Here is a 23,487-nt window from a genome sequence, read left to right as displayed (position 1 = left end):
TCCCGCAGGGAGAGGGTACAAATACTAAAAACGGCAACCAGAGGTTGCCGTTTTGCTTTGACCCGGTGCGGTCTGGTGCCCTCACCCTGACCCTCTCCCACGGGGAGAGGGTACAAACACTAAAAACGGCAACCTGAGGTTGCCGTTTTGCTTTTATTATCTGCTCTGCTTTCTCAGCAGCCAGATAAAGTACGGCGCGCCGATAAAGGTCGACAGCAGCCCCGCCGGGATCTGATAAGGGAAAAGCACCATTCGCCCGCACCAGTCCGCGAACACCAGCAAAATACCCCCCGTCAGCGCCGACATCACAATGTGCGGCATCGTACGACGAAAACCCATCATACGGGCAATGTGCGGCGCCATCAGGCCGATAAAGCTTAAAGGGCCGATGGTCATGGTCGCTGTGGCGGTCAGGCACGCCGCCAGTAAGAGTAAGCCCACGCGAGACGGCGTCAGCGCTATGCCTACCGCCCGGGCGGTGTCGCCCCCCAGCGGCAGCACCGTCAGCCAGCGACGACAAAGTGGCACGATAGCCATAAGCACCACCAGCGCGATGCCCGTGCTCACCACCTGCGCGGTAGAGGCGTTATAGGTAGACCCCGCAAGCCAGGTGAGGATCTGCGCCATACGCGGGTCACCACTGGCCTGCAGCATCATTAACAGCATGGTAAAGGCAGTGCTGAGCGCCATCCCGGCCAGCAGCATACGGTGAGGCGAAAAGCCCCCGCGCCCGGCCGAGACCATAATGATCAGCAGGGTTACCGCCGCACCCAAGCTGCCCGCCGGCATCAGCCAGCCGAAGGCGTTGCCAGGGACGAAGAAAAGCATTAAGACGACGCCGAAGGCCGCACCAGAGCTGATACCCAGCACTTCCGGGCTCGCCATCGGGTTGCCGGTCAGGCGCTGAATAATACAGCCCGCGACCGCCAGCATTACCCCGGCAATCAGCGCCGCCATGACCCGCGACCAGCGCCACGGCATCAGCTCATCCAGCAGCGCCCCACTCGCCCAGTGCCAGCCTGTGGCATCACGCCCAAAGGCCAGCGCGGCCATCACCGCCAGTAACAGCAGCAGGCCGCCCCCCAGGGCATACCACAGCACGTGATGACGTTCGGCAGCAACATGGTTCCCGGCGTTCATCGCGGGCGCGCTCATGCTTCGCAGGCGCGGCAGGAGCCACAGCAGCAGCGGTGCCCCCACGATCGCCGTCACGGAGCCGGTCGAGACCTCCATCCATACGCGGGTTAGCCACAAAATAATCTGATCTGACAGCCAGAGGATAAGGGCCCCAATCAGGGGAGCGACCAGCAGCCGGGTTAGCAGGCGGCGGGCACCAACCATTTTCGCCAGCAATGGCGCAAACAGGCCGATAAAACCAATGATCCCGACGGCGTTGACCAACAGGGCGCTGATCACAATCGCCAGCGTCAGCGCGGCCAGACGCGCCAGTGACAGCGCCAGCCCGAGATTACGCGCCACGCCATCATCCAGCCCCATCAACGTCAGCGGGCGCAGCAGTAATAGCGTGAGCAAGACGCCGCCCAGCAGTTGTGGCCACAGCCGCTGCACAATGCTCCAGTCGGTCTGCGTTAGCGTACCGGTACTCCAGAGGAACATGCTTTGCAATTCATCGTGATGGAAGATCACCAGCAGCTGGTTGATCGCACCGCAGTAGAGACTGACGACCAGACCGGCAAGGATCAGCGTCACCGGTGATAACCGCTTGCCCCAGGCCACGCCAAAGACCAGCGCACCGACCACGCAGGCGCCAATCAGCGCCGCGAACTGCGGTGCCAGTGCGCCCGGCAACGCCCACAGGGTGGCGATAGTCATCCCCAACTGCGCGCCGGTCGCCACCCCCAGGGTGGTGGGTTCCGCCAGGGGATTGCGTAGCACTTGCTGGAACAGTACCCCCACCAGGCCCAGGCCCGCCCCCACCAGCAGCGAGATCACCAGACGCGGTAACAGGCTGTAGTGGAAGATCATCTGTTCGATCTTATCAATATTTGGCGCAACAACCGCTTCGCCCCACTGGGCTCGCGGCAACGCGGTCGTCAGGTTGCTCCAGGTTAAACCCAGCGCCAGCACAAACAGCGCGACCAGCAGTAGCCCCGGCAGCAATGTTATCCGTGATTTCATGCTTTGCCTCCCAGTGCGCTATCCAGTACCCGGGCAAAGTGCATCGCCGACAGGGTCGCGCCGTAGAACCACACGGCCGGTACGCGCTGGAAACGCTGCTGGCGGACAAAGGGCATCGCCTGCCATAGCGGGGTTTTCATCAATGTCTGCATCTCACGCTCATTGCCATGATCAAAACAGAGCACATCGACATCACGAAACGCCGCCAGCCTGTCAATGCCTATCGCGGTGCTGCCCCAGAAGGTCATCTCCCCTTCCCAGGCATTATTTATTCCGTAGCGATCCATCACCTCCTGGAAGAGGCAGTTTTTGCCGAACACCAATACGTGGCGGGCGTCCAGCAGCGTAATCATCAGCAAAGGCCGATCGCCGCGCCCGGCGAAACGCGGTTTGTAGCTATCAATGACGCTGTCGAAGTGATCAAGATGCTGACGGGCCGCGGCCTCCAGGTTTAACAGCTGGGCCATCTCGTTGAGCGAGTGACGCGCTTGCGTTAGCGGTGCTTTCCCGTCGCTAAACGAGAACCCCCGGCCTGGCGCAATCCGCGCCAGCTTCTCCTCTGAGGGGCCATACCCTGCCGACCACACCAGATAGGAGGGTTTCATTTGCGTCAGCAATTCGAGATTGGGCTCGGTGCGCAAACCGATGTCGATGACCGAGTCAGGGAGGCTGGGCTCGTTTACCCACAGCCGATAGTTGGGGATATCCGCAACGCCATAAGGCGTGACGCCCAGCGCGAGCAACAGCTCAACGGGCAGCCACTCCAGGGCGACAATACGGTCGTTATTGATGGCGGCTGCGGCATGTGCGGTGCCCATTTTCCAGAGCAACGGCGAAAGGGCCATCGCCGTCAACAACCGACGGCGGCTAATCGTTAAATCAGACATCAATAGACAAAGCTCACCGGTGCCGCCCCGGCAGGGTGCGGCAGAATGCCCATCGGAATACCGTAAATGGTTTCCAGCGTCTCACTGCGCATCAGTTCTGAAGGCGTGCCCTGGGCAATCATTTCCCCCCCGCGCAGCGCCACCAGATAATCACAGTAGCGGGCAGCCATGTTGATATCATGCAGCACCGCAATGACCGTCAGCCCACGCTGCTGGCTTAAACGATGTACCAATGCCAGCACATCGACCTGATGGGCGATATCCAGTGCGGAGGTAGGTTCATCCAGCAGCAGGCAACGGCTATCTTGCGCCACCAGCATCGCGATCCACGCCCGCTGACGTTCACCGCCAGAGAGGCTATCAACCAGGCGATGTGCTAGTGGTTTTAATCCCACCAGGGCGATAGCTTCTTCCACTTTTTCACGGTCGGCTACGCCAAAACGTCCCAACGCCCCATGCCACGGATAACGCCCAATCGCGACCAGCTCGCGCACGGTCATCCCTTCGGCCTGCGGCAATTGCTGCGGCAGATAGGCCACCTTGCGGGCAAAGGCCTTACTGCTCCAGCTTTCCAGCGGCTGTCCATCCAGCAAAATATCGCCTTCTGATGGCGGCTGATGACGACCAAGCATTTTCAGTAAGGTGGATTTGCCGGAGCCGTTATGGCCGATCAGACCGGTGACCTGGCCTGCAGGAAAGGTCAGCGAAAGGGGGTGCAGCAGCGTACGCCCAGGCACGCGAAAGGAGGTGGCATTTAGCGAAAAGGTTGTATCGGATTGCGTTGTTTTGTCCTGCATCGTAGCCAACTTAGTAAAAGGGCACGGCGAACCGTGCCCGAAGGAAGATTAGAAGCGGAAAGTCGCGGTGGCGACAACCTGGCGTTCAGCACCCCAGAAGCAGCCGTAGGTATTGAAGCAGCTTGCGACGTATTCACGATCGAACAGGTTGTTGACGTTAACCGCAACGCTGGATCCAGCAAGCCCCAGACGTGCAAGATCATATTTCACGACAGCATCCATGACCGTTGAACTCCCCACTTTGAAGGTGTTATCAGGATCGCCGTAACTGCTACCCACATAACGACCACCGGTACCTAAGGTTAACCCTGAAAGCGCGCCTTCATAGAAGGTGTAATCGCCCCACAGAGACGCCATATTTTTAGGAACCTGAACAGGGGTCAAACCTTTGTACGTTGTGTCATCGGTGTACTCTGCATCCGTATAGGTATAAGAAGCCGTCAGGTTAATGTTGGCATTCACCGCTGCTTTTGCTTCTAACTCTACGCCACGAGAACGCACTTCACCTGCAGCAACTTGTGCAAACGGATTCGTGGGATCGGTGGTTAAGTTATTCGTTTTGGTGAGTTCATATACCGCAGCAGTCACGACGACCGGCAGCTCTTTTGGAATGTATTTTACACCGGCCTCGTATTGCTTACCTTTAGACGGAGCATACGCGACGTTGTCAGCAGGCGTAGCAGCCCAAGCTTTTGACGGGTTTGGTTCGAACGATTCGCTGTAGCTGAAGTACGGGGTAATACCGTTGTCAAAGAGATAGTTAATCCCTGCACGCCAGGTAAACTGCTCATCGTTACGTTCAACTTTTTGACCGCTTGAACGGATGGTAGTTGCCTGCTTAGACCAGTCGTAACGACCGCCCAGCGTGGCAACCCATTTCTCCCACTCCAGTTGATCCTGGACATACAGACCGGTTTGGTGTTGGGTATTGAGCTGGAATGGTTGTGCATCCGGGAAATCTACATCGGTATACACTGGATTATTCATATCCAGCGTAGGCGCTGTGCCGTAGGCATTATCGATATCATTATGCAGACGTGAATAGTCGATACCTGTCAGCAAAGTATGCGCAACTTCACCCGTACCGAATTTACTCTCCAGCTGCGTGTCTACGCCAAAATCGTTGTAACGCTCATCAGAAACAATAATTGAACGCGTCAGTTGATTACCCGTTGCGCCGAAACCGTACACGCTCTGTTGAGATGTTTTGATTTGGCTATAACGTAAGTTTTGACGCACGGTGAAAGTGTCATCAAAACTATGTTCAAAGCTATATCCGACCATGCGCTGGTAACGAGAATAGGTGTTGTTGGGCGCATAATCGGTGAAGTTCACGGGAACACGAGAACCATCAGGTAACGGCTCAACAGTACCTTCTTTCGGTAACCAGCCGTAATAGCCCATTGAAGGATCGTTCTGAATATTTGCGCGCAGCGTCAGATTAGTTTTGTCATCAGGCTTCCAGCTAAATACCGGTGCGATGGCATAACGTTTTTGCTTTGAGAAATCCTGCTGTTGGTCATTAGAGCGGGCAAGACCGGTGAGACGATAAGAATAGATACCGTCGTCATCAAGAGAGTCACTGAAATCGAAACCGGTCTGGAACAGGTTATCCGTCCCCATCTTGAACTGAATTTCTTTTAATGGTTCCGATGTTGGGCTCTTGCTCACCATTGAGATCAACCCACCTGGGTTGCTTTTTCCATACAGCACTGAGGTTGGGCCGCGCATCATTTCTACGCGTTCCAGCATATAGGGATCAACTACAGCAGCACTGTAGTAATCACCCTGCAACTTGATACCATCCAGGTAGTTGTTAGGCGTCGGGCCAGGTGTATAGAAACCACGAATAATAACGAAATCGTAAGAGGTTGAAGAACCACGCGTAGAAACCGCAGCACCCGGAGTATAGGCTAAGGCCTCTTTTACCGAACTCGGTTGACGGGTATCCATTTCTGCACGCGTCACGACTGAAACCGACTGCGGGGTTTTCTCAATCGGGGTATCGGTTTTCGTTGCGGTGGCCGAGTGTTTCGCCGCGATGGTCGCAGCGGGTCCCCATGCGCTCTCCTGTGGAGCTGGCGCTGCGGTAACGGTAATCGTCTCTTCTTTTTTCGGGGTTTCAGCGGCCTGTGCATAGGCAGACATGCCGCTAACCGCTGTGGCTACAACCACTGCGATTTTACGCAGTGAGTAATTGATTGGCTGAGCAGTTTTTGAAAGCGCCATTGGTATCTCTCTGAGCAAGAGTGAATGATAACGTAAACGAGAATTATTATTATGACCGCAGCATATTATGCGAAACGCTGGCGGCATAGCAAGCGAATAGCGGCCCTACGGAAATTGAGGGGATAAGAAATAAACAAGAGAAAAACGGGGGTTATAAAGAGGGAATAAACCGGTTAGAGAAATGTTTGTTTTAAGTGAAATCCCCCTCTCCTCTCGAAGAGGGGGTCTGGCACGTTAATTACCGCCGAACATATCCTTAATCCAGCCAGCGACACCGTCGCTCTCTTTCTTCTCATTCTGCTGCTGCGGCTGCTGTTGTTGCAGCTGCTGTTGCGGCTGAGAAGATTGCTCGAACGGGTTACCCGTGGGTTCCGGAGCGGCCTGCTGACACAGCGAATCTGGATTGCTGGTCCAGACCGGCAGGCTTCGCATCCCGCCGCCACAGACGAAGGTACCCGACTCATCCACGCCCATATCCACGATATCTTCCGGTGGCGTCAGAACTAACGGCACTGGCGACTGGTTAGTCAGATAGCGCTGATAGATAGACATCGCACCGCTGGCACCGTACAGCTTAGTGGGCTGGTTGTTATCACGACCCACCCAGGTAATCACCACTTCACGTCCATCAATACCGGCAAACCAGGTGTCGACGTTGTTATTGGTGGTACCGGTTTTACCCGCCAGATGCAGGCCCGGATACTTCGCGCCCAGCTGGCGCCCCGTACCACGCTGCACAACCTGCTGCATGGTCCACAACGTCATGTAGGCCGCCTGCGCCGGAACGGCACGCTCCGCCTGCGGGAAGCTCTGATACAGCACCGTACCATCTTCGGCAATGACCGAACGCAGCGCGGAGAGAGGAGCGCGATTACCGCCGCTGGCGATGGTCTGGAACGCCTGCGCCACTTCGATTGGCGTCAGGTTCAGTGCGCCGAGGATCATCGCCGGAACCGGATGCAGCTGGTTTTTAGGCACACCCAGTTTTACCCAGGTATCGGTAATCGCCGGCAGGCCAAGCGCCATACCCAGGTTTACCGTCGGTACGTTCATGGAACGCGTCAACGCATCCACCAACATCACCTGTCCGCTGAACTGACGATCGTCGTTCTGCGGCGACCAGACCTGGCCATTCGGCTGGCGCAGAGAGATCGGCGCATCCGCAATCCAGGTGTTCAGGCGATACTGGTTCGGCTGGCTCAGCGCCGTCAGATAGGTGGCCGGTTTCGCCAGAGAACCAATCGAACGACGCGCCTGCATGGCACGGTTATAACCGGCATACTGCGGCTCTGCCCCGCCTACCATGGCGCGCACTTCCCCGCTGTAGCGGTCAACCACCACCATCGCGGTTTCCAGGTCGCTCAGCTTGCGCTGTTTCTTCAGGACCGGAATACCTTCCACGGCCGCTTTTTCCGCAGCATCCTGCGCCACGGAGTCGAACGTGGTGAAGATCTTCACGCCGGAGAGATCTTTCACTTTATCGCCAAGCTTCGCCTGCAACTCCTGACGAACCATCTGCATAAACGCAGGCTGCGGGGAGATAACGCCACCGCGCGGCTGTACGCCAAGCGGACGTGCGCTCAGCATTTCGTACAGCTCCTGGTCGATCACTTGCTGCTGTTGCAGCAGGCGCAGCACCAGGTTACGGCGCTCCAGCGCCAGTTTCGGGTTGCGCCATGGGTTGTAGATCGACGCCCCTTTTACCATGCCCACCAGCAGCGCCTGCTGGTCAAGGCTCAGCTCTTCGACCGGACGACCAAAGTAGTACAGGCTCGCCAGCGGGAAACCACGGATCTCGTTATCGCCGCTCTGACCGAGGTACACCTCGTTCATATACAGTTCAAGGATACGATCCTTGCTGTAGCGGGCATCCATCAGGACTGCCATGTAGGCTTCGTTAGCCTTACGCCAGTACGAGCGCTCGCTGGAGAGGAACAGGTTTTTCACCAGCTGCTGGGTCAGGGTACTCGCCCCCTGCACCGTGCGGCCGGCCGTCAGGTTGGCCAGTACCGCACGGCCAATAGAGTAAAGACTCACCCCGTCATGCTCGTAGAAATGACGGTCTTCGGTTGCCAGCAGAGTATCGACCAGCAGATCCGGGAAGCCATTTCGCGCCACAAACAGGCGCTGCTCGCCGTTCGGCGAAGAGAGCATGGTGATCAGGCGCGGATCGAGACGGAAGAAACCGAACTGGCGGTTATTATCCATGTTCTCGATGGTATCCAGATGATCGCCATCGAAGGTCAGACGCGCGCGCACCTGCCCCTCTTTGCTGTCCGGGAAATCGAACGGACGGCGGATCATCTCAATGCTCTTCGCCTGCACGGTAAATTCGCCAGGACGCGTCATTTTCGTCACCTGACGATACTGCGTCGCCTCCAGCAGTTTGACCATCTCGTTCTTGCTGATGGACATGTCCGGCTCAAGGTTCACCATCCGCCCGTAAACGGCCGCAGGCAGTTGCCATACTTTACCGTCGATACGGCTACGGATTTTTTGATCCAGATAGACGCCATAGATCGCCATCAGGGCGATAAACACAATAAAGAGCTTCAGTAACAGCCAGAACCAGCCGCGTTTTCCACGAGGCTTACGCCCTTTGCCTTTTCCTTTGCGCGGCATCGGTTCTTCATCCTCATAATCGTCTTCATAGTCATCGTCGCGCTCTTCATTTCTGAGTCGACGACGGCTTACTTTCTCTTTTGCCGGACGCGTCGGTTTCCCTTTACGTCCAATAGGCTCGCGGTCATTCCCCGCCATGCTTTTTCTCCGCAACTATCAGGCGCAAAGGCCCGATTCTCTGTTCTTAATCCCGTAGGAGAAAGAAGAAATCTCTCAAATATAATGACTACGAATATTTCTTCGTCCGTCGTGTCGGTGCCGCGTTCGCCGGATCGTCCGGCCAGACATGTTTAGGGTAACGCCCCTTCATCTCTTTTTGCACCTCACGGTAGCTTCCTGCCCAGAATGCGCTCAGATCGCGGGTGATCTGCAGCGGACGCTGCGCCGGTGAAAGCAGCTCCAGTACCAGCGGGACACGCCCCTGCGCAATAGCCGGGGTAGTGGCTTCACCGAACATCTCCTGCATCCGCACGGCCAGCACGGGTGGATTATCTTCATGATAACGAATGGCTATCCGGCTTCCGGTTGGCACAGTGTAATGCTCTGGCAGCTCAGTATCCAGCCGTTGACGTAATGACCAGTCGGTCAGATTCTGTAACGCTGCCTTAACATCCAACGCTTTCAGGGCGCGCAAAGAGTGTACGCCACCCATTTGCGGCAGTAACCAGTTTTCGAGGTTGGCCAGCAGCGAGGCATCATCTACGGCAGGCCAGTCATATTCCGGCAACCAGCGAGCCGCACACAGCAGACGAAGACGAAATTGTTCGGCCTGCGGACTCCAGGTCAATACCTCCAGCCCCTTATCGCGGATGCCGTTCAGCATCGCCTGGTGCAACTCCTCTTCAGAAGGTTTAGCCAGCGGCTTCACGCTCAGGGTCAGGCGGCCGATTTGCGCCCGACGCAGCGCTTTTAGCGTGCCCTGTGTCTCGTCCCACTCAATGGTATCGGACTGCTCAACCAGCTGCGGGCAGCGGCTGACCAGCGCCTCGATATCTACGGCAACGGCCTGCAGGATGCGGGCGTCTGGCGACTGGCTGCCCTGTAATAAGAGTGGCGCAATGAGCCACTCATGCCGCGTTAACCCGTCATCACGATCCAGCATCGCCCCCATGCCGTTCGCCAGCTGGTAACGGCCTTCCAGCCCGCGACGACGCGCCAGGCGATCCGGAAAGGCCCTGGCCAGCAGCGCCGGGATCCTGGCAGCATCGGGCGATCCGCCGTTACTGTTCAAACGCTTCATCAGCGTTTTAGCGCGCTGCTGCCAGCCTGGCTGATGGCGCGAAAATGCCAGCGCCAGATCGCTATTCCCTCCGCGTGGTGGCTCCTCAAGAATAGCCGCCAGTTTCGCCGCCGTGGCGATTTCATCGTCGCCCTTTGCCCCAGCCAGCATTGCAGCCAGCCGCGGGTCATTGCCCAGCGCCGCCATTTTCTGGCCAAAGGCGGTGAGCCGCTCGCCTGCCAGCGCCCCAAGCAGGGTAAGCAAGCGCCGTGCGGCAAGCAGGTTGACGGCTGGGGGGTGATCCAGCCAGCAGAGCTGGGTCGGATCCTGACACCCCCACTGCAATAGCTCCAGCAGCAGGCCACTCAGATCGCTTTGCAGGATCTCCGGCGTGGCTTGCGCCGCCGCGCGTTCTGCCTGCTCAAATGGGATCAGATGCAGACAGATGCCCGGCTCCAGACGACCGGCGCGGCCTGCGCGCTGGGTCATCGACGCCTGACTGACACGCTGGGTGATAAGCTTCGTTAGCCCGGTGCGCGGATCGAACTGAGCTACGCGCTCCTGGGCGGTGTCGACCACCAGACGGATCCCTTCAATGGTCAGACTGGTTTCGGCAATATTGGTGGCCAGCACCACTTTACGCATCCCCTGCGCAGGCGGCAGGATCGCTTTACGCTGCTCGGCGAGCGTTAAGGCGCCGTAGAGTGGACAAAGCAGCACATCGCTTCCCACCCGGGAGGCGAGATGTTCCTGCACGCGCTGAATCTCTCGGGTGCCGGGCAAAAATAGCAACACGGATCCGCTCTCCTGACGCAGCAGCTCCGCGGTGGCAACGGCGACGGCCTCGTCGAAGCGCAGTTGCGCGGAAAGCGCCTGATAGCGGCGTTCCACCGGAAAGGTGCGTCCTTCAGAAGTGATAACTGGCGCATCCGGTAATAGCCGTTGCAGACGATCGTTATCCAGCGTCGCCGACATGATCAACAATTTCAGATCGTCGCGCAGCCCCTGCTGCACATCAAGCAGCAGTGCCAGCGCCAGATCGGCCTGCAGGCTGCGTTCGTGATACTCGTCAAGGATCACCAGACCGATGCCCGTCAGCTCAGGATCCTGCTGCAGCATCCGGGTGAGGATCCCTTCGGTCACCACCTCCAGCCGGGTGGCGTCACTGACGCAACTTTCGGCGCGCATTCGATAACCTACCGTCTCGCCCGGCTTCTCGCCCAAAAGTTCGGCCAGACGTTGCGCCACGTTTCGGGCAGCGAGCCGTCTTGGCTCCAGCAGTATGATTTTGCCCGGAATGAGGCCCTGGTTGAGGATTTGCAGCGGTAGCCACGTCGACTTACCTGCGCCAGTAGGGGCATTGAGCAATATCTGCGGCGCGTGTTGTAAGGCGGTGAGAAGTTCAGGAAGGACTGCGGCGACCGGCAACGAGGACACGTTTGGCTCCAGAGGGTTAACATTAGCGGGCGTACATTGTAGCATCGCCTCAAACCATAACCGAGCACCCCGAATGTCTGAGACGAAAAGGCTTTTTTTCGCCATTGAACTGCCCGCCCCGCTGCAGCGTAAGATTGTGCGCTGGCGCGCCGAGAACTTCGTACCTGAGGCAGGACGTCCGGTGCAGGCAGCGAATCTGCACTTGACGCTGGCTTTCCTCGGCGAGGTGAGCGATGAAAAGCGGCAGGCGCTGGCAGCCATGGCGGGTCGTATTCGCCAGCCGGGGTTTACCCTGCAGCTTGACGATGCCGGACAGTGGCTGCGTTCCCGCGTCGTCTGGCTGGGCACTCGCCAGCCGCCGCGCGGTTTATTGCAACTCGCCAGTATGCTGCGGGCGCAGGCTGCACGCAGCGGCTGTTATCAAAGCCCCCAGCCATTTCATCCGCATATCACTCTGCTGCGCGATGCCAGCCACGCGGTAGCCATTCCGCCTCCGGGGTTTTCCTGGCACTTTCCGGTCACAGATTTCGTACTTTATGAGAGCGTGTTCGCCCGCGGGCGCACCCGCTATACGCCGCTTCAGCGCTGGACGCTGAACGAGTAATAAGGAATTTACATGCAGTTTATCCCGGCCTTACAACCCGCTACCCTGGTTCAGCGCTACAAACGCTTTCTTGCCGATGTGGTCACGCCTGAGGGGGAGACCCTCACCCTGCACTGCCCGAATACCGGCGCGATGACCGGTTGCGCCACGCCGGGCGATACCGTCTGGTACTCCACCTCGCTTAATGCCAAACGCAAATATCCGCATACCTGGGAAATTACCCAAACCACGCAGGGGGCGTTTATATGCGTCAATACGCTACGGGCAAACCAGCTGGTAAAAGAGGCGATCGCCCTTGATATGGTTGCCGAACTGCGTGGCTACAGCAGTATCAAAAGTGAAGTGAAGTATGGCGCAGAGGGCAGCAGAATTGACTTTATGTTACAGGCAGAGGATCGCCCCGAGTGCTATATTGAAGTGAAATCAGTGACGTTAGCTGACCAAGATAACGGCTATTTTCCGGACGCGGTGACCCTGCGCGGTCAAAAGCATCTCCGGGAGTTGATAAGTGTAGCGGCGGCGGGCAAACGCGCCGTGTTGCTGTTTGCGGTTTTACACTCAGCAATTGAACGATTTTCACCTGCCCGCCATATTGACCCCAAATACGCGCAACTGTTGAATGAGGCACAAAAGCAGGGGGTGGAGGTTTTCGCTTATAAAGCGGAACTTTCTGCCGATAATATGACTCTGAGATCGGCTCTTCCCGTTACGTTTTAAGGGGCTAGTCGATTGACTATTAAGTATTCTGGTCGTGTGCGCAAATACGCTTTTCCTCACAGGCTTGTCAAGTGTTACGTTTAGATAATTGCCATCCGGAAAAGCATCTGCTATTTATAGCGGCCTGATTTTTCCCCCAACCGGGGATCGATAGTGCGTGTTAAGGAGAAGCAACATGCAAGAAGGGCAAAACCGTAAAACATCGTCCCTGAGTATTCTCGCCATCGCTGGGGTGGAGCCGTATCAAGAGAAGCCGGGCGAAGAGTATATGAACGAAGCCCAGCTGTCGCACTTCAAGCGAATCCTTGAAGCATGGCGTAATCAACTTAGGGATGAAGTGGATCGCACCGTTACACATATGCAGGACGAAGCTGCAAACTTCCCGGATCCGGTAGACCGTGCCGCTCAGGAAGAAGAGTTCAGCCTCGAACTGCGTAACCGTGACCGCGAACGCAAACTGATTAAAAAGATCGAGAAAACGCTGAAAAAAGTCGAAGACGAAGATTTCGGCTTTTGCGAATCCTGTGGTGTCGAAATCGGCATTCGTCGTCTGGAAGCGCGTCCTACAGCCGACCTGTGCATCGACTGCAAAACACTGGCAGAGATCCGCGAAAAACAGATGGCGGGTTAATCCCCGCTCTGTCAGCACGTTCACACAGGCGGGAGTCTCTCCCGCCTTGTTACTTTTAGTCTCCCGGTACCATGCCTGAATCTGACTATATTGGCCGCTTTGCCCCCTCGCCTTCGGGTGAGCTGCATTTCGGTTCCCTTATTGCTGCCCTCGGCAGCTATCTGCAAGCGCGAGCCCGCCGCGGTATCTGGCGTGTGCGGATTGAAGATATCGACCCCCCGCGTGAAGTTCCCGGTGCGGCAGAGACCATTCTGCGTCAGCTGGAACATTACGGCCTGCACTGGGATGGCGACATCCTTTGGCAATCTCAGCGCCATGAAGCCTACCGTGAACGCCTGGCCTGGCTACGCGAGCAAGGTTTTTCATACTATTGCACCTGCACCCGCGCCCGTATTCAGAGCGTGGGCGGCGTGTATGATGGCCATTGTCGTACCCTGAATAATGGCCCCGAAAACGCTGCCGTTCGATTAATGCAGCACCACCCTGTGACCCAGTTTCATGATGGTCTGCTTGGCGAAATCCACGCAGACGCGCGGTTGGCGTGCGAAGATTTTATCGTCCATCGTCGTGACGGGTTGTTTGCTTATAACCTGGCGGTGGTGGTCGATGATCATTTCCAGGGCGTGACGGAAATTGTGCGCGGTGCCGATCTGATTGAACCCACCGTGCGCCAGATTTCGCTCTATCAGCAGTTCGGCTGGGCGATCCCTGATTATGTCCATCTGCCGTTAGCATTGAATCGCGAAGGGTTAAAGTTATCAAAGCAGAACCATGCCCCGGCATTGCCGAAAGGCGATCCTCGCCCTGTGCTTATCAATGCTTTACAATTTCTAAACCAGGATGTAACACATGAGTGGCAGGATTTGCGAACCGAAGAATTGCTGCAAAAAGCCATTGAAGGCTGGACGCTAAATAGCGTGCCGAAAATCCAGCATTCTCAAACGCGTCTCGCTGAGCTATGATTAGCCGCTATTTTTTTGTCCTGAAGCCTGACACACACACTACCGAGGTGCACTATTTTTACCCGAGTCGCTAATTTTTGCCGTAAGGTGCTAAGCCGCGATGAGAGCATGGCGGACGACGTCATTGCTCAACACTCTATGTCGGTTATTCCGCGCGAGCAGCATGCTATTTCCCGCAAAGATATCAGTGAAAATGCCCTCAAGGTACTTTATCGCCTGAATAAAGCGGGTTACGAAGCTTATCTCGTAGGGGGTGGCGTGCGCGATCTGCTGCTTGGCAAAAAACCAAAAGATTTCGACGTGACCACCAGTGCCACGCCGGAGCAGGTGCGTAAATTATTCCGTAACTGCCGGCTGGTAGGTCGTCGCTTCCGTCTCGCCCACGTTATGTTTGGGCCAGAAATCATTGAAGTCGCCACTTTCCGTGGGCACCACGAAGGCACGCCAACTGACCGCACGACCTCCCAGCGCGGCCAGAACGGTATGCTGCTGCGTGACAATATCTTCGGCAATATCGAAGAAGATGCCCAGCGCCGCGACTTTACCATCAACAGCCTTTACTACAGCGTGGCGGACTTTACCGTTCGCGATTACGTCGGCGGTATGCAGGATCTGAAAGAGGGAATGATTCGCCTGATCGGCAATCCTGAAACCCGCTATCGAGAAGATCCGGTGCGCATGCTGCGCGCAGTACGTTTCGCCGCTAAGCTCGGAATGCGTATCAGCCCGGAAACCGCCGAGCCGATCCCACGTCTGGCAACGCTTATCAACGATGTGCCGCCGGCACGTCTGTTTGAAGAGGCATTGAAACTGCTGCAGGCAGGCTACGGCTTCGAAACCTATAAGCTGCTGCGTGAATACAGCCTGTTCCAGCCGCTATTCCCGATCATTACCCGCAACTTCACCGAGCAGGGTGATAGCGCCATGGAGCGCATCATCAATCAGGTGCTGAAGAATACCGACACCCGCATTCACAGCGATATGCGCGTTAACCCGGCCTTCCTCTTTGCGGCGATGTTCTGGTATCCGCTGCTGGAAACGGCGCAGAAAATTGCGCAGGAGAGCGGTCTCGCCTATTACGACGCCTTTGCGCTGGCAACGAACGACGTGCTGGACGAAGCCTGCCGTTCGCTGGCCATTCCAAAACGCATTACCACCCTTATCCGTGATATCTGGCAGCTCCAGCTGCGTATGTCACGCCGCCAGGGTAAACGCGCCTGGAAGCTGATGGAACATCCAAAATTCCGCGCGGCTTACGATCTGCTGGCCCTGCGTGCCGAGGCTGAGAATAACCACGAGCTGCAGCGTCTGGCGCAGTGGTGGGGTGAGTTCCAGGTCTCTGCGCCGCCGGAGCAGAAAGATATGTTGACCGACCTGGGTGACGATCCGGAACCCCGCCGCCGTCATCGCCGTCCGCGTAAGCGTGCTCCGCGTCGCGAAGGGGCAGCATGACCCTGGCGTATATCGCCATCGGCAGCAATCTGGCCTCTCCGCTGGAGCAGGTTAATGCTGCCGTTCAGGCGCTGGGCGACATCCCGCAAAGTCGTATTGTCGCCCTTTCCGCTTTCTACCGTACACCTCCGCTTGGCCCGCAGGATCAGCCCGATTACCTCAATGCCGCTGTTGCGCTGGAGACCGCGCTCAGCCCCGACGCGTTGCTCGACCACACCCAGCGCATTGAGTTACAGCAAGGCCGCGTGCGTAAAGCCGAGCGCTGGGGACCCCGCACCCTGGATCTTGATATCATGCTGTTTGGGGATGCGGTGATCGCCACCGAACGTCTGACCGTGCCGCATTACGATATGAAAAATCGCGGGTTTATGCTCTGGCCGCTGGCTGAAATCGCCCCGCAGTTAACCTTTCCGGACGGTGAGTCCCTTACCGCCCTGCTGCAACGGCTGAACGCCGAAAAACCCGCACGCTGGTAGCCGTCTTTCTTTGTCGATTAACCATGAATAATTTATGGTTAATCGCTTAGCTAAAATCATTGTTCCCCCGAATCTTACTGTTAGAATGCGCAAAGATTTGCTTTGGGCTATCAGGAAACAGTATGAAACCAACCACCATCTCCGCATTGCAGAAATGCAAACAGGAAAAGCAGCGCTTCGCGACCATCACCGCCTATGACTACAGCTTCGCCAAACTCTTCGCCGAAGAGGGCATCAACGTCATGCTGGTGGGCGATTCGTTAGGGATGACGGTCCAGGGACATGATTCAACTCTGCCGGTGACGGTTGAAGATATTGCTTATCACACACGCGCCGTGCGCCGCGGTGCTCCGGCTTGCCTGCTGCTCTCCGATCTGCCGTTTATGGCTTATGCGACGCCGGAGCAGGCCTTTGAAAACGCAGCAACCGTGATGCGTGCCGGGGCGAATATGGTCAAAATTGAAGGTGGTGCCTGGCTTATCGATACCATCAAAATGCTCACCGACCGTGCCGTACCTGTCTGTGGTCATCTGGGGCTTACGCCGCAGTCGGTCAATATCTTTGGCGGCTATAAAGTGCAGGGGCGCGGCGACGCAGCCCAGACGTTGTTCGACGACGCGAAGGCCATCGAAGCCGCGGGCGCACAGCTGCTGGTACTTGAATGCGTGCCGGTTGAACTGGCGAAACGTATTACCGATGCGCTCTCTATCCCCGTTATCGGGATTGGCGCGGGCAATGTGACCGACGGCCAGATCCTGGTGATGCACGACGCCTTCGGTATTACCGGCGGCCACATTCCAAAATTTGCAAAGAATTTCCTCAGTGAAGCGGGCGACATGCGCGCCGCAGTCAGGCAGTATATTACCGAGGTTGAATCCGGTGTTTACCCGGCTGAAGAACACAGTTTCCATTAAGGAGTCTCGTTGTGCTAATCATTGAAACCCTGCCGCTGCTCCGTCAGCACATCCGTCGTCTGCGTCAGGAAGGTAAACGTATCGCGCTGGTGCCGACAATGGGCAACCTGCACGACGGGCATATGAAGCTGGTAGACGAAGCCAAAGCCCGCGCCGATGTGGTGGTGGTGAGTATCTTCGTGAACCCGATGCAGTTCGACCGCGTCGACGACCTGGCGCGGTATCCGCGTACGTTGCAGGAGGATTGCGAGAAGCTGAATAAGCGTCACGTTGATTTGGTCTTCGCTCCGGCACCGAACGAAGTCTGGCCGAAAGGGACCGAGGAGACCACCTACGTCGACGTCCCTGGCATCTCCACAATGCTCGAAGGTGCCAGCCGCCCTGGCCACTTCCGCGGGGTCTCTACCGTCGTCAGTAAGCTTTTTAATCTGGTGCAGCCGGATATCGCCTGCTTTGGTGAGAAAGATTTCCAGCAGCTGGCACTGATTCGCAAGATGGTTGACGATCTGGGTTACGACATCGAGATTGTCGGCGTGCCAATTGTGCGCGCGAAAGATGGCTTGGCCCTGAGTTCACGCAATGGTTACCTCACCGCAGACCAGCGCAAACTGGCACCGGGTCTGTATAAAGTTATGAGCGACATGGTCGAGCAGCTGCAGCAAAAAGCATTGAGCAGCGAAGAGATTATTGCCATCGCTGAGCAGGCATTGAATGACAAGGGCTTTCGCGCGGATGATATCCAGATTCGGGATGCCGATACGCTGTTGGCGCTTTCGACAACCAGCAAACGCGCAGTCATTCTGGTTGCCGCCTGGCTGGGTCAGGCGCGGCTGATTGATAACACAGTAGTTGAACTGGCTCAGTAATGGCTGAGCCGATAGAGAGCTAACGGATTAGTTACCCCTCCCGCTTATTGATCGGCGGGTTACGACAGAGAGTAAAGGTAAACGTAATGATTCGCAAAATGCTGCAAGGTAAGCTGCACCGTGTCAAAGTCACCCAGGCCGACCTGCACTATGAAGGCTCCTGCGCGATCGATCAGGATTTTCTCGACGCGGCGGGTATTCTTGAAAACGAAGCCATTGATATCTGGAACGTGAGCAACGGCAACCGTTTCTCCACCTATGCCATTGCGGCTGAACGGGGGTCTAAAATCATCTCCGTTAACGGTGCCGCTGCGCACTGCGCTAACGTCGGTGATATTGTCATTATCGCCAGCTTTGTCATGATGTCCGATGAAGAAGCGCGCCGCTGGCAGCCGAAAGTCGCCTACTTCGAAGGCGATAACGAAATGAAACGTACCGCAAAAGCTATCCCGGTCCAGGTTGCCTGAGTATTACCCCTGCGGCTGATTACTGATCAGCCGCGACATCGTCTCCAGGGAGTCCGTCCTGAGAATATATAACCGTTTGAGTAAAAACGGATTATCCCCCGGCTTCACCTTTCCTTTCACCGTTGTCACTGCCAGATGAAAACCGGCGTCGTTCGCTGCTTTCACCGCTTTATCGTTATAACCACCAAACGGATACGAGAGGTACAACACGTGCGGGTTGAACTGCGCCAGTGCCCGCCGTGAGTGTTTAAAGTCCATCACAATATTATGGTAACTGCGGCTCAGCAGAATCGGATGATGATAGCCATCTACCCGATGCAGAAAATGTGTATGTGACTGGAAATCAAACACTGAATGAATTTCACGTAGCTCGGAGAGGCTCATAAACTGTAACGCTTTGGGATCCCACTTCTGCGGATGGCGTTTAATACGCGACGAGATAATAAACGCGGTGGCGTTGAACCCGTACGCTTTCAGAATGGGGTAAGCATAGCGACTCACCGATTTTAAACCGTCGTCAAACGTAATCACTACCGCCTTCGCGGGCAGGTTAATCTTGTTACGGACATACCCTTCCAGCTGATAGAGGTTCAGCGTGGTGTAGCCCTGATCGCGCAGCCACGCCATCTGGTTATTAAACGCACGTACGCTGGTCGTGGTGGAGGTATGGCGAAAACGGGTGTTCTCTTCATCACGCAAAATGTGGTGATAAGTGAGTACCGGCAGGCCGTTATCTTCCTGCGCATCCAGGCTACTGACCCACGCGAGGCGATTACCGATACGAATCTGGAACCAGGTCTGGTTTAAACGATCTTTCAGCTTGCTCTGAATGGGATAACGCAGGTTATTTGCCAGAGTGCCAAAGGGGGCGCTGCCGGCATTTGGCGCATTATAAACCGGGGTGTCTTTCCAGGTGATCAGATTCTGATTACTGAGGGGTTTATTCAGATCGCCGAGGCTGTCTTCTACGCGCTGCTTCCCCTGCACCTCTTCCAGATGGCCTTTATCAATAAAACCGGTGCCGAAGCCAAAGCGGAATTCAAAGTAATCGGCCGCGGTAGGCACGACGGCCAGAATCTGTCCGGCGCGAATATTGCCGACGTTAATCACCCCGTTGCCGACCTGCGCCCAAATCGCCGCATCTTCGGTGGTTTGCATATAGCGGGTGGGAAGCCCTTGCTGGCTTAACAGGCTGGCGGTCGCGCCGCCTGAGAGCAGCAGCAATAACAGAAGAACAATTCGCGAGAACATAAGAGCTTAATCGGGAGCTAAAAACTGGCGTCATTGTAACAAAAGCGACGCTGATACCAATGATTAATGTTTGTACGGGTCGTTTAGCAGGACAAAGGGGGGATTTTTTTGCTGCTGATGCCAGAGGCTGCTAACAAGCGGCGCACCCTGGGCCACGATGCGATCGCGAAAGGTCGCACTGTCCAGGGATTCACGCAGTGGATACATCGCCTCCAGAAGCGGATAGCTGATCCCGGTGATCACTTCACAGTTGCGGTGTTTATGGCTGAGCAGTGCCGCTGCGCGATACGGCGCGGCGCCGGTGATATCGGTCAGGAAGATGACACCCTCTCCGCTGTCGGTATGGTGTAGCGCATCGCACATCATGCGGCTCAGCATGTTAGTGCTCAGACCACGCCAGAAGTTGACCACCTGGCACTGTACCAGCGGTCCAAAGCTGGCCGTCAGTTGATCCAATAGCGCCTGCCCTTGTTCGTCATGGCATGTGATTACCCAACCCAGCATACAATTCTCCTTTTGCAGAGGCGTAGTGTAGCGGGAGCCGGGATTTGCAGGGGTGATGACCGTCAAAAAACCGTATCTCATGACCCGGCGGCGGGCGCCGCCGGGCAGGAAGGTTAGGTACGCAGGCCGCGTCCCCGTTGAATCAGGGTGTAGCAGAGCAGATAAAACGCCACGATAAAGATCGCCAGCACGCCCACTGTCGTCACCAACGGCACATCAGAGATGCCAAGGAAACCGAAACGGAAACCGCTAATCATGTAGACGATGGGGTTCAGGTGTGACAGCGCCTGCCAGAACGGCGGCAGCAGCGTCAGCGAGTAGAACACCCCGCCGAGGTAGGTCAGCGGCGTCAGCACGAACGTGGGGATCAGGCTGATATCATCAAAGGTTTTCGCAAAGACAGCATTGAGCAGGCCTGCCAACGAGAAGAGTACTGCCGTTAACAGCAGCGTCAGCCCGACAAACAGCCAGGAGTGTACCTGGAACGGCACAAAGAACAGTGAAATTGCCGTTACCAGTACCCCTACGCACAAGCCACGCGCTACCCCGCCCCCTACGTAACCGGCGATGATCACATGCGTCGGTACCGGTGCCACCAGCAACTCTTCAATGTTGCGCTGGAACTTGGCGCTGAAGAACGACGATGCCACGTTGGCGTAGGCGTTGGTGATCACCGCCATCATAATCAAACCTGGCACGATGAACTGCATGTAAGTAAAGCCGTGCATCTCACCAATTCGCGACCCAATCAGATTGCCGAAGATGATGAAATAGAGGGTCATGGTGATCACCGGCGGCACCAGCGTCTGGATCCAGATACGCATAAAGCGATTGATCTCTTTGGCCCAGATACTCTTCAGCGCCACCCAGTAAAGCTGCATCATGCGCTTTCTCCTTGTTTCTGATGGACCAGCGAGACGAACAGCTCTTCCAGTCGGTTGGCTTTGTTACGCATACTCAACACCTGAATTCCCTGAGCACTCAGTTGACTAAATACGCTATTAATTCCCTGCTCACGCAGAACTTCCACTTCAAGCGTGGACGTATCCACCAGCCGGTATTGATAGCCTTCCAGCTTCGGCAGCGCGCTTTTCGCCGCCAGATCGAGAATAAAGGTCTCTGACTTCAGCTTTGAGAGCAGATTTTTCATGGAGGTGTTTTCCACCAGCTCGCCATGCTGAATGATGCCGATATTACGGCACAGCATCTCCGCCTCTTCGAGGTAGTGAGTTGTCAGAATAATGGTGGTGCCTTTGTCGTTCAGATCTTTCAGGAACCCCCACATGGAACGACGCAGCTCGATATCGACACCCGCGGTCGGTTCATCAAGTATCAGCAGCTTTGGCTCGTGCATCAGCGCACGGGCAATCATCAGACGGCGCTTCATACCGCCGGAGAGCATCCGCGCACGCTCATTGCGCTTTTCCCACAGGTCGAGCTGTTTCAGGTATTTTTCGCTACGCTCAACGGCATCTTTGCGCTCAACCCCGTAATAGCCCGCCTGGTTTACGACGATCTGCTGTACGGTCTCGAACGGGTTGAAGTTGAACTCCTGCGGCACCAACCCCAGTTGACGCTTGGCATTGACGACATCTTTTTCCAGGTCGTAGCCGAAGACGCTGACCCGGCCAGAGGTTTTATTAACCAGTGAGCTGATAATGCCGATAGTGGTGGATTTTCCTGCCCCGTTAGGCCCCAGAAGCGCGTAAAAATCACCGGCCTCCACCTTCAGATCTATACCACGGAGCGCCTGAACGCCGCCGGGATAGGTTTTCTTAAGCTGTTCAAGCTCCAGTGCAATCGTCATGGATTAGACTTACCTTAAGTTCTTTCACATCGAGTGTGGTTTTAAAAAAAATCACGTTGCCCTATATTAGCGCAACGCACTCACTTGGTTACAGGCCGTTAACCGCCATGAAAGACATAGATACACTCATCAGCAATAATGCACTATGGTCAAAAATGCTGGTGGAAGAGGATCCCGGCTTTTTCGAAACGCTGGCGCAGGCGCAGAAACCGCGCTTTTTATGGATAGGGTGTTCTGACAGCCGCGTTCCTGCTGAGCGGCTCACCGGCCTTGAACCCGGCGAACTTTTTGTCCACCGTAACGTCGCCAACCTGGTCATCCATACCGACCTTAACTGTCTCTCTGTCGTGCAATATGCCGTCGATGTTCTGGAAGTCGAACATATCATTATTTGTGGCCACTACGGCTGCGGCGGCGTTCAGGCGGCGGTTGAAAACACAGAACTGGGGCTGATTGACAACTGGCTGCTGCACATCCGCGATATCTGGTTCAAACATAGCTCACTGCTGGGAGAAATGCCGCAGGAGCGCCGCCTCGATACCCTGTGTGAACTCAACGTCATGGAGCAGGTGTACAACCTGGGCCACTCAACAATCATGCAGTCAGCGTGGAAGCGCGGGCAAAAGGTGACCATTCACGGCCTGGCGTACGGAATTCATGATGGCTTGCTGCGCAATCTGGAAGTGACCGCCACCAACCGCGAGACGCTGGAGCAACGCTATCGTTCCGGGATTGCCAACCTGAGACAGAAGCACGTTAATCACAAGTAAGCGCTCGAAAAACAAAACGGCAACCTCAGTGTTGCCGTTTGTCTCTTACGGATCTCATCCAGCCGATCACTCGTCCAGTAGCACCACTTTGCCGATGTAAGGCAGATGGCGATAACGCTGAGCGTAGTCGATACCGTAGCCCACAACGAACTCATCCGGGATAGAGAAACCGATATACTCTACCGGCACGTCCACTTCACGACGGGTCGGTTTATCCAGCAGGGTACAGATGGCGAGGGATTTCGGCCCACGCAGACTCAGGATTTCGCGCACTTTGGAGAGCGTGTTGCCAGAGTCGATGATGTCCTCAACGATCAGTACATCTTTACCGCGAATATCCTCATCCAGATCTTTGAGGATTTTCACATCGCGGGTTGTCGACATGCCGCTGCCATAGCTGGAGGCGGTCATAAAATCGACTTCATGGGATACCTGGACTTCACGGCACAGGTCGGCCATAAACATGAAGGAACCGCGTAACAGCCCCACCAGCACCATATCAGAACCGCTGTCTTTATAATGCGCGGTAATTTCACGGCCCAGCTCGGCGATACGCGCTTTGATCTCCGCTTCCGGGATCATCACTTCAACAGTATGTTTCATATTACTAACCGTTTGATTGTAAAACACATCTCTCAATGCGGATGAACCTGCGTCCGTCATCGATTCACAAGCGGGCCATTATAACAGCAAATGGATAGCCCTGGCGCATGAGATATAAAAAGCAAAATTTGTG

21 protein-coding genes are annotated in these 23,487 nt (G+C 56.0%); 10 read left to right on the top strand and 11 right to left on the bottom strand.

Features of this window, described 5'->3' with window-relative positions; genetic code table 11:
* Positions 1 to 156: 156 nt before the first annotated feature.
* The 6 genes from fhuB to hrpB all read right to left on the bottom strand — a co-directional run bounded on the left by fhuB (position 157) and on the right by hrpB (position 11,330).
* Complete coding sequence (fhuB, locus tag B3B59_RS07495; protein ID WP_207293022.1) at positions 157 to 2,139, bottom strand: Fe(3+)-hydroxamate ABC transporter permease FhuB; 1,983 nt, start codon at positions 2,137 to 2,139, stop codon at positions 157 to 159.
* Positions 2,136 to 3,026 carry a Fe(3+)-hydroxamate ABC transporter substrate-binding protein FhuD gene (fhuD, locus tag B3B59_RS07490; protein WP_412098725.1) on the bottom strand — a complete coding sequence of 297 codons (891 nt, stop codon included), beginning with the start codon at positions 3,024 to 3,026 and terminating at the stop codon, positions 2,136 to 2,138. Before fhuD ends, fhuB begins: the two co-directional genes overlap by 4 nt.
* On the bottom strand, positions 3,026 to 3,823 hold the full coding sequence (fhuC, locus tag B3B59_RS07485) for a Fe3+-hydroxamate ABC transporter ATP-binding protein FhuC (protein WP_040077109.1): 798 nt from the start codon (positions 3,821 to 3,823) through the stop codon (positions 3,026 to 3,028). The genes fhuD and fhuC overlap by 1 nt, the downstream gene beginning before the upstream one ends.
* 48 nt (positions 3,824 to 3,871) lie before the next feature.
* On the bottom strand, positions 3,872 to 6,052 hold the full coding sequence (gene fhuA, locus B3B59_RS07480; RefSeq protein WP_212477178.1) for a ferrichrome porin FhuA: 2,181 nt from the start codon (positions 6,050 to 6,052) through the stop codon (positions 3,872 to 3,874).
* Positions 6,053 to 6,286: 234 nt separating this feature from the next.
* Positions 6,287 to 8,812, bottom strand: coding sequence for a bifunctional glycosyl transferase/transpeptidase (gene mrcB, locus B3B59_RS07475; RefSeq protein WP_046884959.1), 2,526 nt, complete (start codon positions 8,810 to 8,812; stop codon positions 6,287 to 6,289).
* Positions 8,813 to 8,900: 88 nt separating this feature from the next.
* The gene (hrpB, locus tag B3B59_RS07470) at positions 8,901 to 11,330 is read right to left on the bottom strand and encodes an ATP-dependent helicase HrpB (RefSeq protein ID WP_286808550.1); all 2,430 of its coding nucleotides are present in this window, start codon (positions 11,328 to 11,330) and stop codon (positions 8,901 to 8,903) included.
* 73 nt (positions 11,331 to 11,403) lie between these two features.
* Between hrpB and thpR the strand changes: the two genes are divergently transcribed.
* From thpR to panD, 9 genes are all read left to right on the top strand, one after another.
* Positions 11,404 to 11,934, top strand: coding sequence for an RNA 2',3'-cyclic phosphodiesterase (gene thpR / locus B3B59_RS07465; RefSeq protein ID WP_040077114.1), 531 nt, complete (start codon positions 11,404 to 11,406; stop codon positions 11,932 to 11,934).
* Between the two features lie 12 nt (positions 11,935 to 11,946).
* Positions 11,947 to 12,651, top strand: coding sequence for a DNA/RNA nuclease SfsA (sfsA, locus tag B3B59_RS07460; protein ID WP_286808548.1), 705 nt, complete (start codon positions 11,947 to 11,949; stop codon positions 12,649 to 12,651).
* A gap of 175 nt (positions 12,652 to 12,826) precedes the next feature.
* Positions 12,827 to 13,282 (top strand): RNA polymerase-binding protein DksA, encoded by a 456-nt coding sequence (gene dksA / locus B3B59_RS07455; protein ID WP_012016093.1) that lies wholly within the window; start codon positions 12,827 to 12,829, stop codon positions 13,280 to 13,282.
* Positions 13,283 to 13,353: 71 nt separating this feature from the next.
* Positions 13,354 to 14,244, top strand: a complete 891-nt coding sequence (gluQRS, locus tag B3B59_RS07450; protein ID WP_286808546.1) for a tRNA glutamyl-Q(34) synthetase GluQRS — start codon at positions 13,354 to 13,356, stop codon at positions 14,242 to 14,244.
* Positions 14,245 to 14,298: 54 nt separating this feature from the next.
* Positions 14,299 to 15,696 carry a polynucleotide adenylyltransferase PcnB gene (pcnB, locus tag B3B59_RS07445; protein ID WP_207293808.1) on the top strand — a complete coding sequence of 466 codons (1,398 nt, stop codon included), beginning with the start codon at positions 14,299 to 14,301 and terminating at the stop codon, positions 15,694 to 15,696.
* The gene (gene folK / locus B3B59_RS07440; RefSeq protein WP_046884963.1) at positions 15,693 to 16,172 is read left to right on the top strand and encodes a 2-amino-4-hydroxy-6-hydroxymethyldihydropteridine diphosphokinase; all 480 of its coding nucleotides are present in this window, start codon (positions 15,693 to 15,695) and stop codon (positions 16,170 to 16,172) included. Before pcnB ends, folK begins: the two co-directional genes overlap by 4 nt.
* A 122-nt stretch (positions 16,173 to 16,294) precedes the next feature.
* Complete coding sequence (panB, locus tag B3B59_RS07435) at positions 16,295 to 17,086, top strand: 3-methyl-2-oxobutanoate hydroxymethyltransferase (protein WP_040077119.1); 792 nt, start codon at positions 16,295 to 16,297, stop codon at positions 17,084 to 17,086.
* An 11-nt stretch (positions 17,087 to 17,097) separates the two neighbouring features.
* Positions 17,098 to 17,952 (top strand): pantoate--beta-alanine ligase, encoded by an 855-nt coding sequence (panC, locus tag B3B59_RS07430; RefSeq protein ID WP_040077120.1) that lies wholly within the window; start codon positions 17,098 to 17,100, stop codon positions 17,950 to 17,952.
* Between the two features lie 86 nt (positions 17,953 to 18,038).
* Complete coding sequence (gene panD, locus B3B59_RS07425; protein ID WP_039030334.1) at positions 18,039 to 18,419, top strand: aspartate 1-decarboxylase; 381 nt, start codon at positions 18,039 to 18,041, stop codon at positions 18,417 to 18,419.
* Positions 18,420 to 18,422: 3 nt separating this feature from the next.
* Here panD and B3B59_RS07420 read toward each other — a convergent pair whose 3' ends face one another.
* From B3B59_RS07420 to B3B59_RS07405, 4 genes are all read right to left on the bottom strand, one after another.
* Complete coding sequence (locus B3B59_RS07420; protein ID WP_286808544.1) at positions 18,423 to 19,670, bottom strand: polysaccharide deacetylase family protein; 1,248 nt, start codon at positions 19,668 to 19,670, stop codon at positions 18,423 to 18,425.
* A 63-nt stretch (positions 19,671 to 19,733) separates the two neighbouring features.
* Positions 19,734 to 20,174, bottom strand: coding sequence for a PTS sugar transporter subunit IIA (locus B3B59_RS07415; RefSeq protein ID WP_207293012.1), 441 nt, complete (start codon positions 20,172 to 20,174; stop codon positions 19,734 to 19,736).
* Positions 20,175 to 20,287: 113 nt separating this feature from the next.
* A complete protein-coding gene (locus B3B59_RS07410) occupies positions 20,288 to 21,058 on the bottom strand; it encodes an ABC transporter permease (RefSeq protein ID WP_040077124.1) in 771 nt (256 codons plus the stop codon).
* On the bottom strand, positions 21,055 to 21,981 hold the full coding sequence (locus B3B59_RS07405) for an ABC transporter ATP-binding protein (RefSeq protein ID WP_040077125.1): 927 nt from the start codon (positions 21,979 to 21,981) through the stop codon (positions 21,055 to 21,057). Before B3B59_RS07405 ends, B3B59_RS07410 begins: the two co-directional genes overlap by 4 nt.
* Positions 21,982 to 22,088: 107 nt before the next feature.
* On the opposite strand from B3B59_RS07405, the gene can reads away from it, so the two are divergent.
* Positions 22,089 to 22,751: a carbonate dehydratase gene (gene can, locus B3B59_RS07400; protein WP_040077126.1), complete on the top strand. Its 663-nt coding sequence runs from the start codon at positions 22,089 to 22,091 to the stop codon at positions 22,749 to 22,751.
* Positions 22,752 to 22,817: 66 nt separating this feature from the next.
* Here the strand turns inward: can and hpt are convergent, their stop codons facing one another.
* Positions 22,818 to 23,354 carry a hypoxanthine phosphoribosyltransferase gene (hpt, locus tag B3B59_RS07395; RefSeq protein WP_046884965.1) on the bottom strand — a complete coding sequence of 179 codons (537 nt, stop codon included), beginning with the start codon at positions 23,352 to 23,354 and terminating at the stop codon, positions 22,818 to 22,820.
* Positions 23,355 to 23,487: the final 133 nt, after the last annotated feature.

Source organism: Leclercia sp. UBA2479 (assembly GCF_002341985.1).
Taxonomy (GTDB): domain Bacteria; phylum Pseudomonadota; class Gammaproteobacteria; order Enterobacterales; family Enterobacteriaceae; genus Enterobacter; species Enterobacter pneumoniae.
The sequence above is the reverse complement of the archived record's forward strand: the minus strand, read 5'-3'. Positions and strand labels throughout refer to the sequence as shown.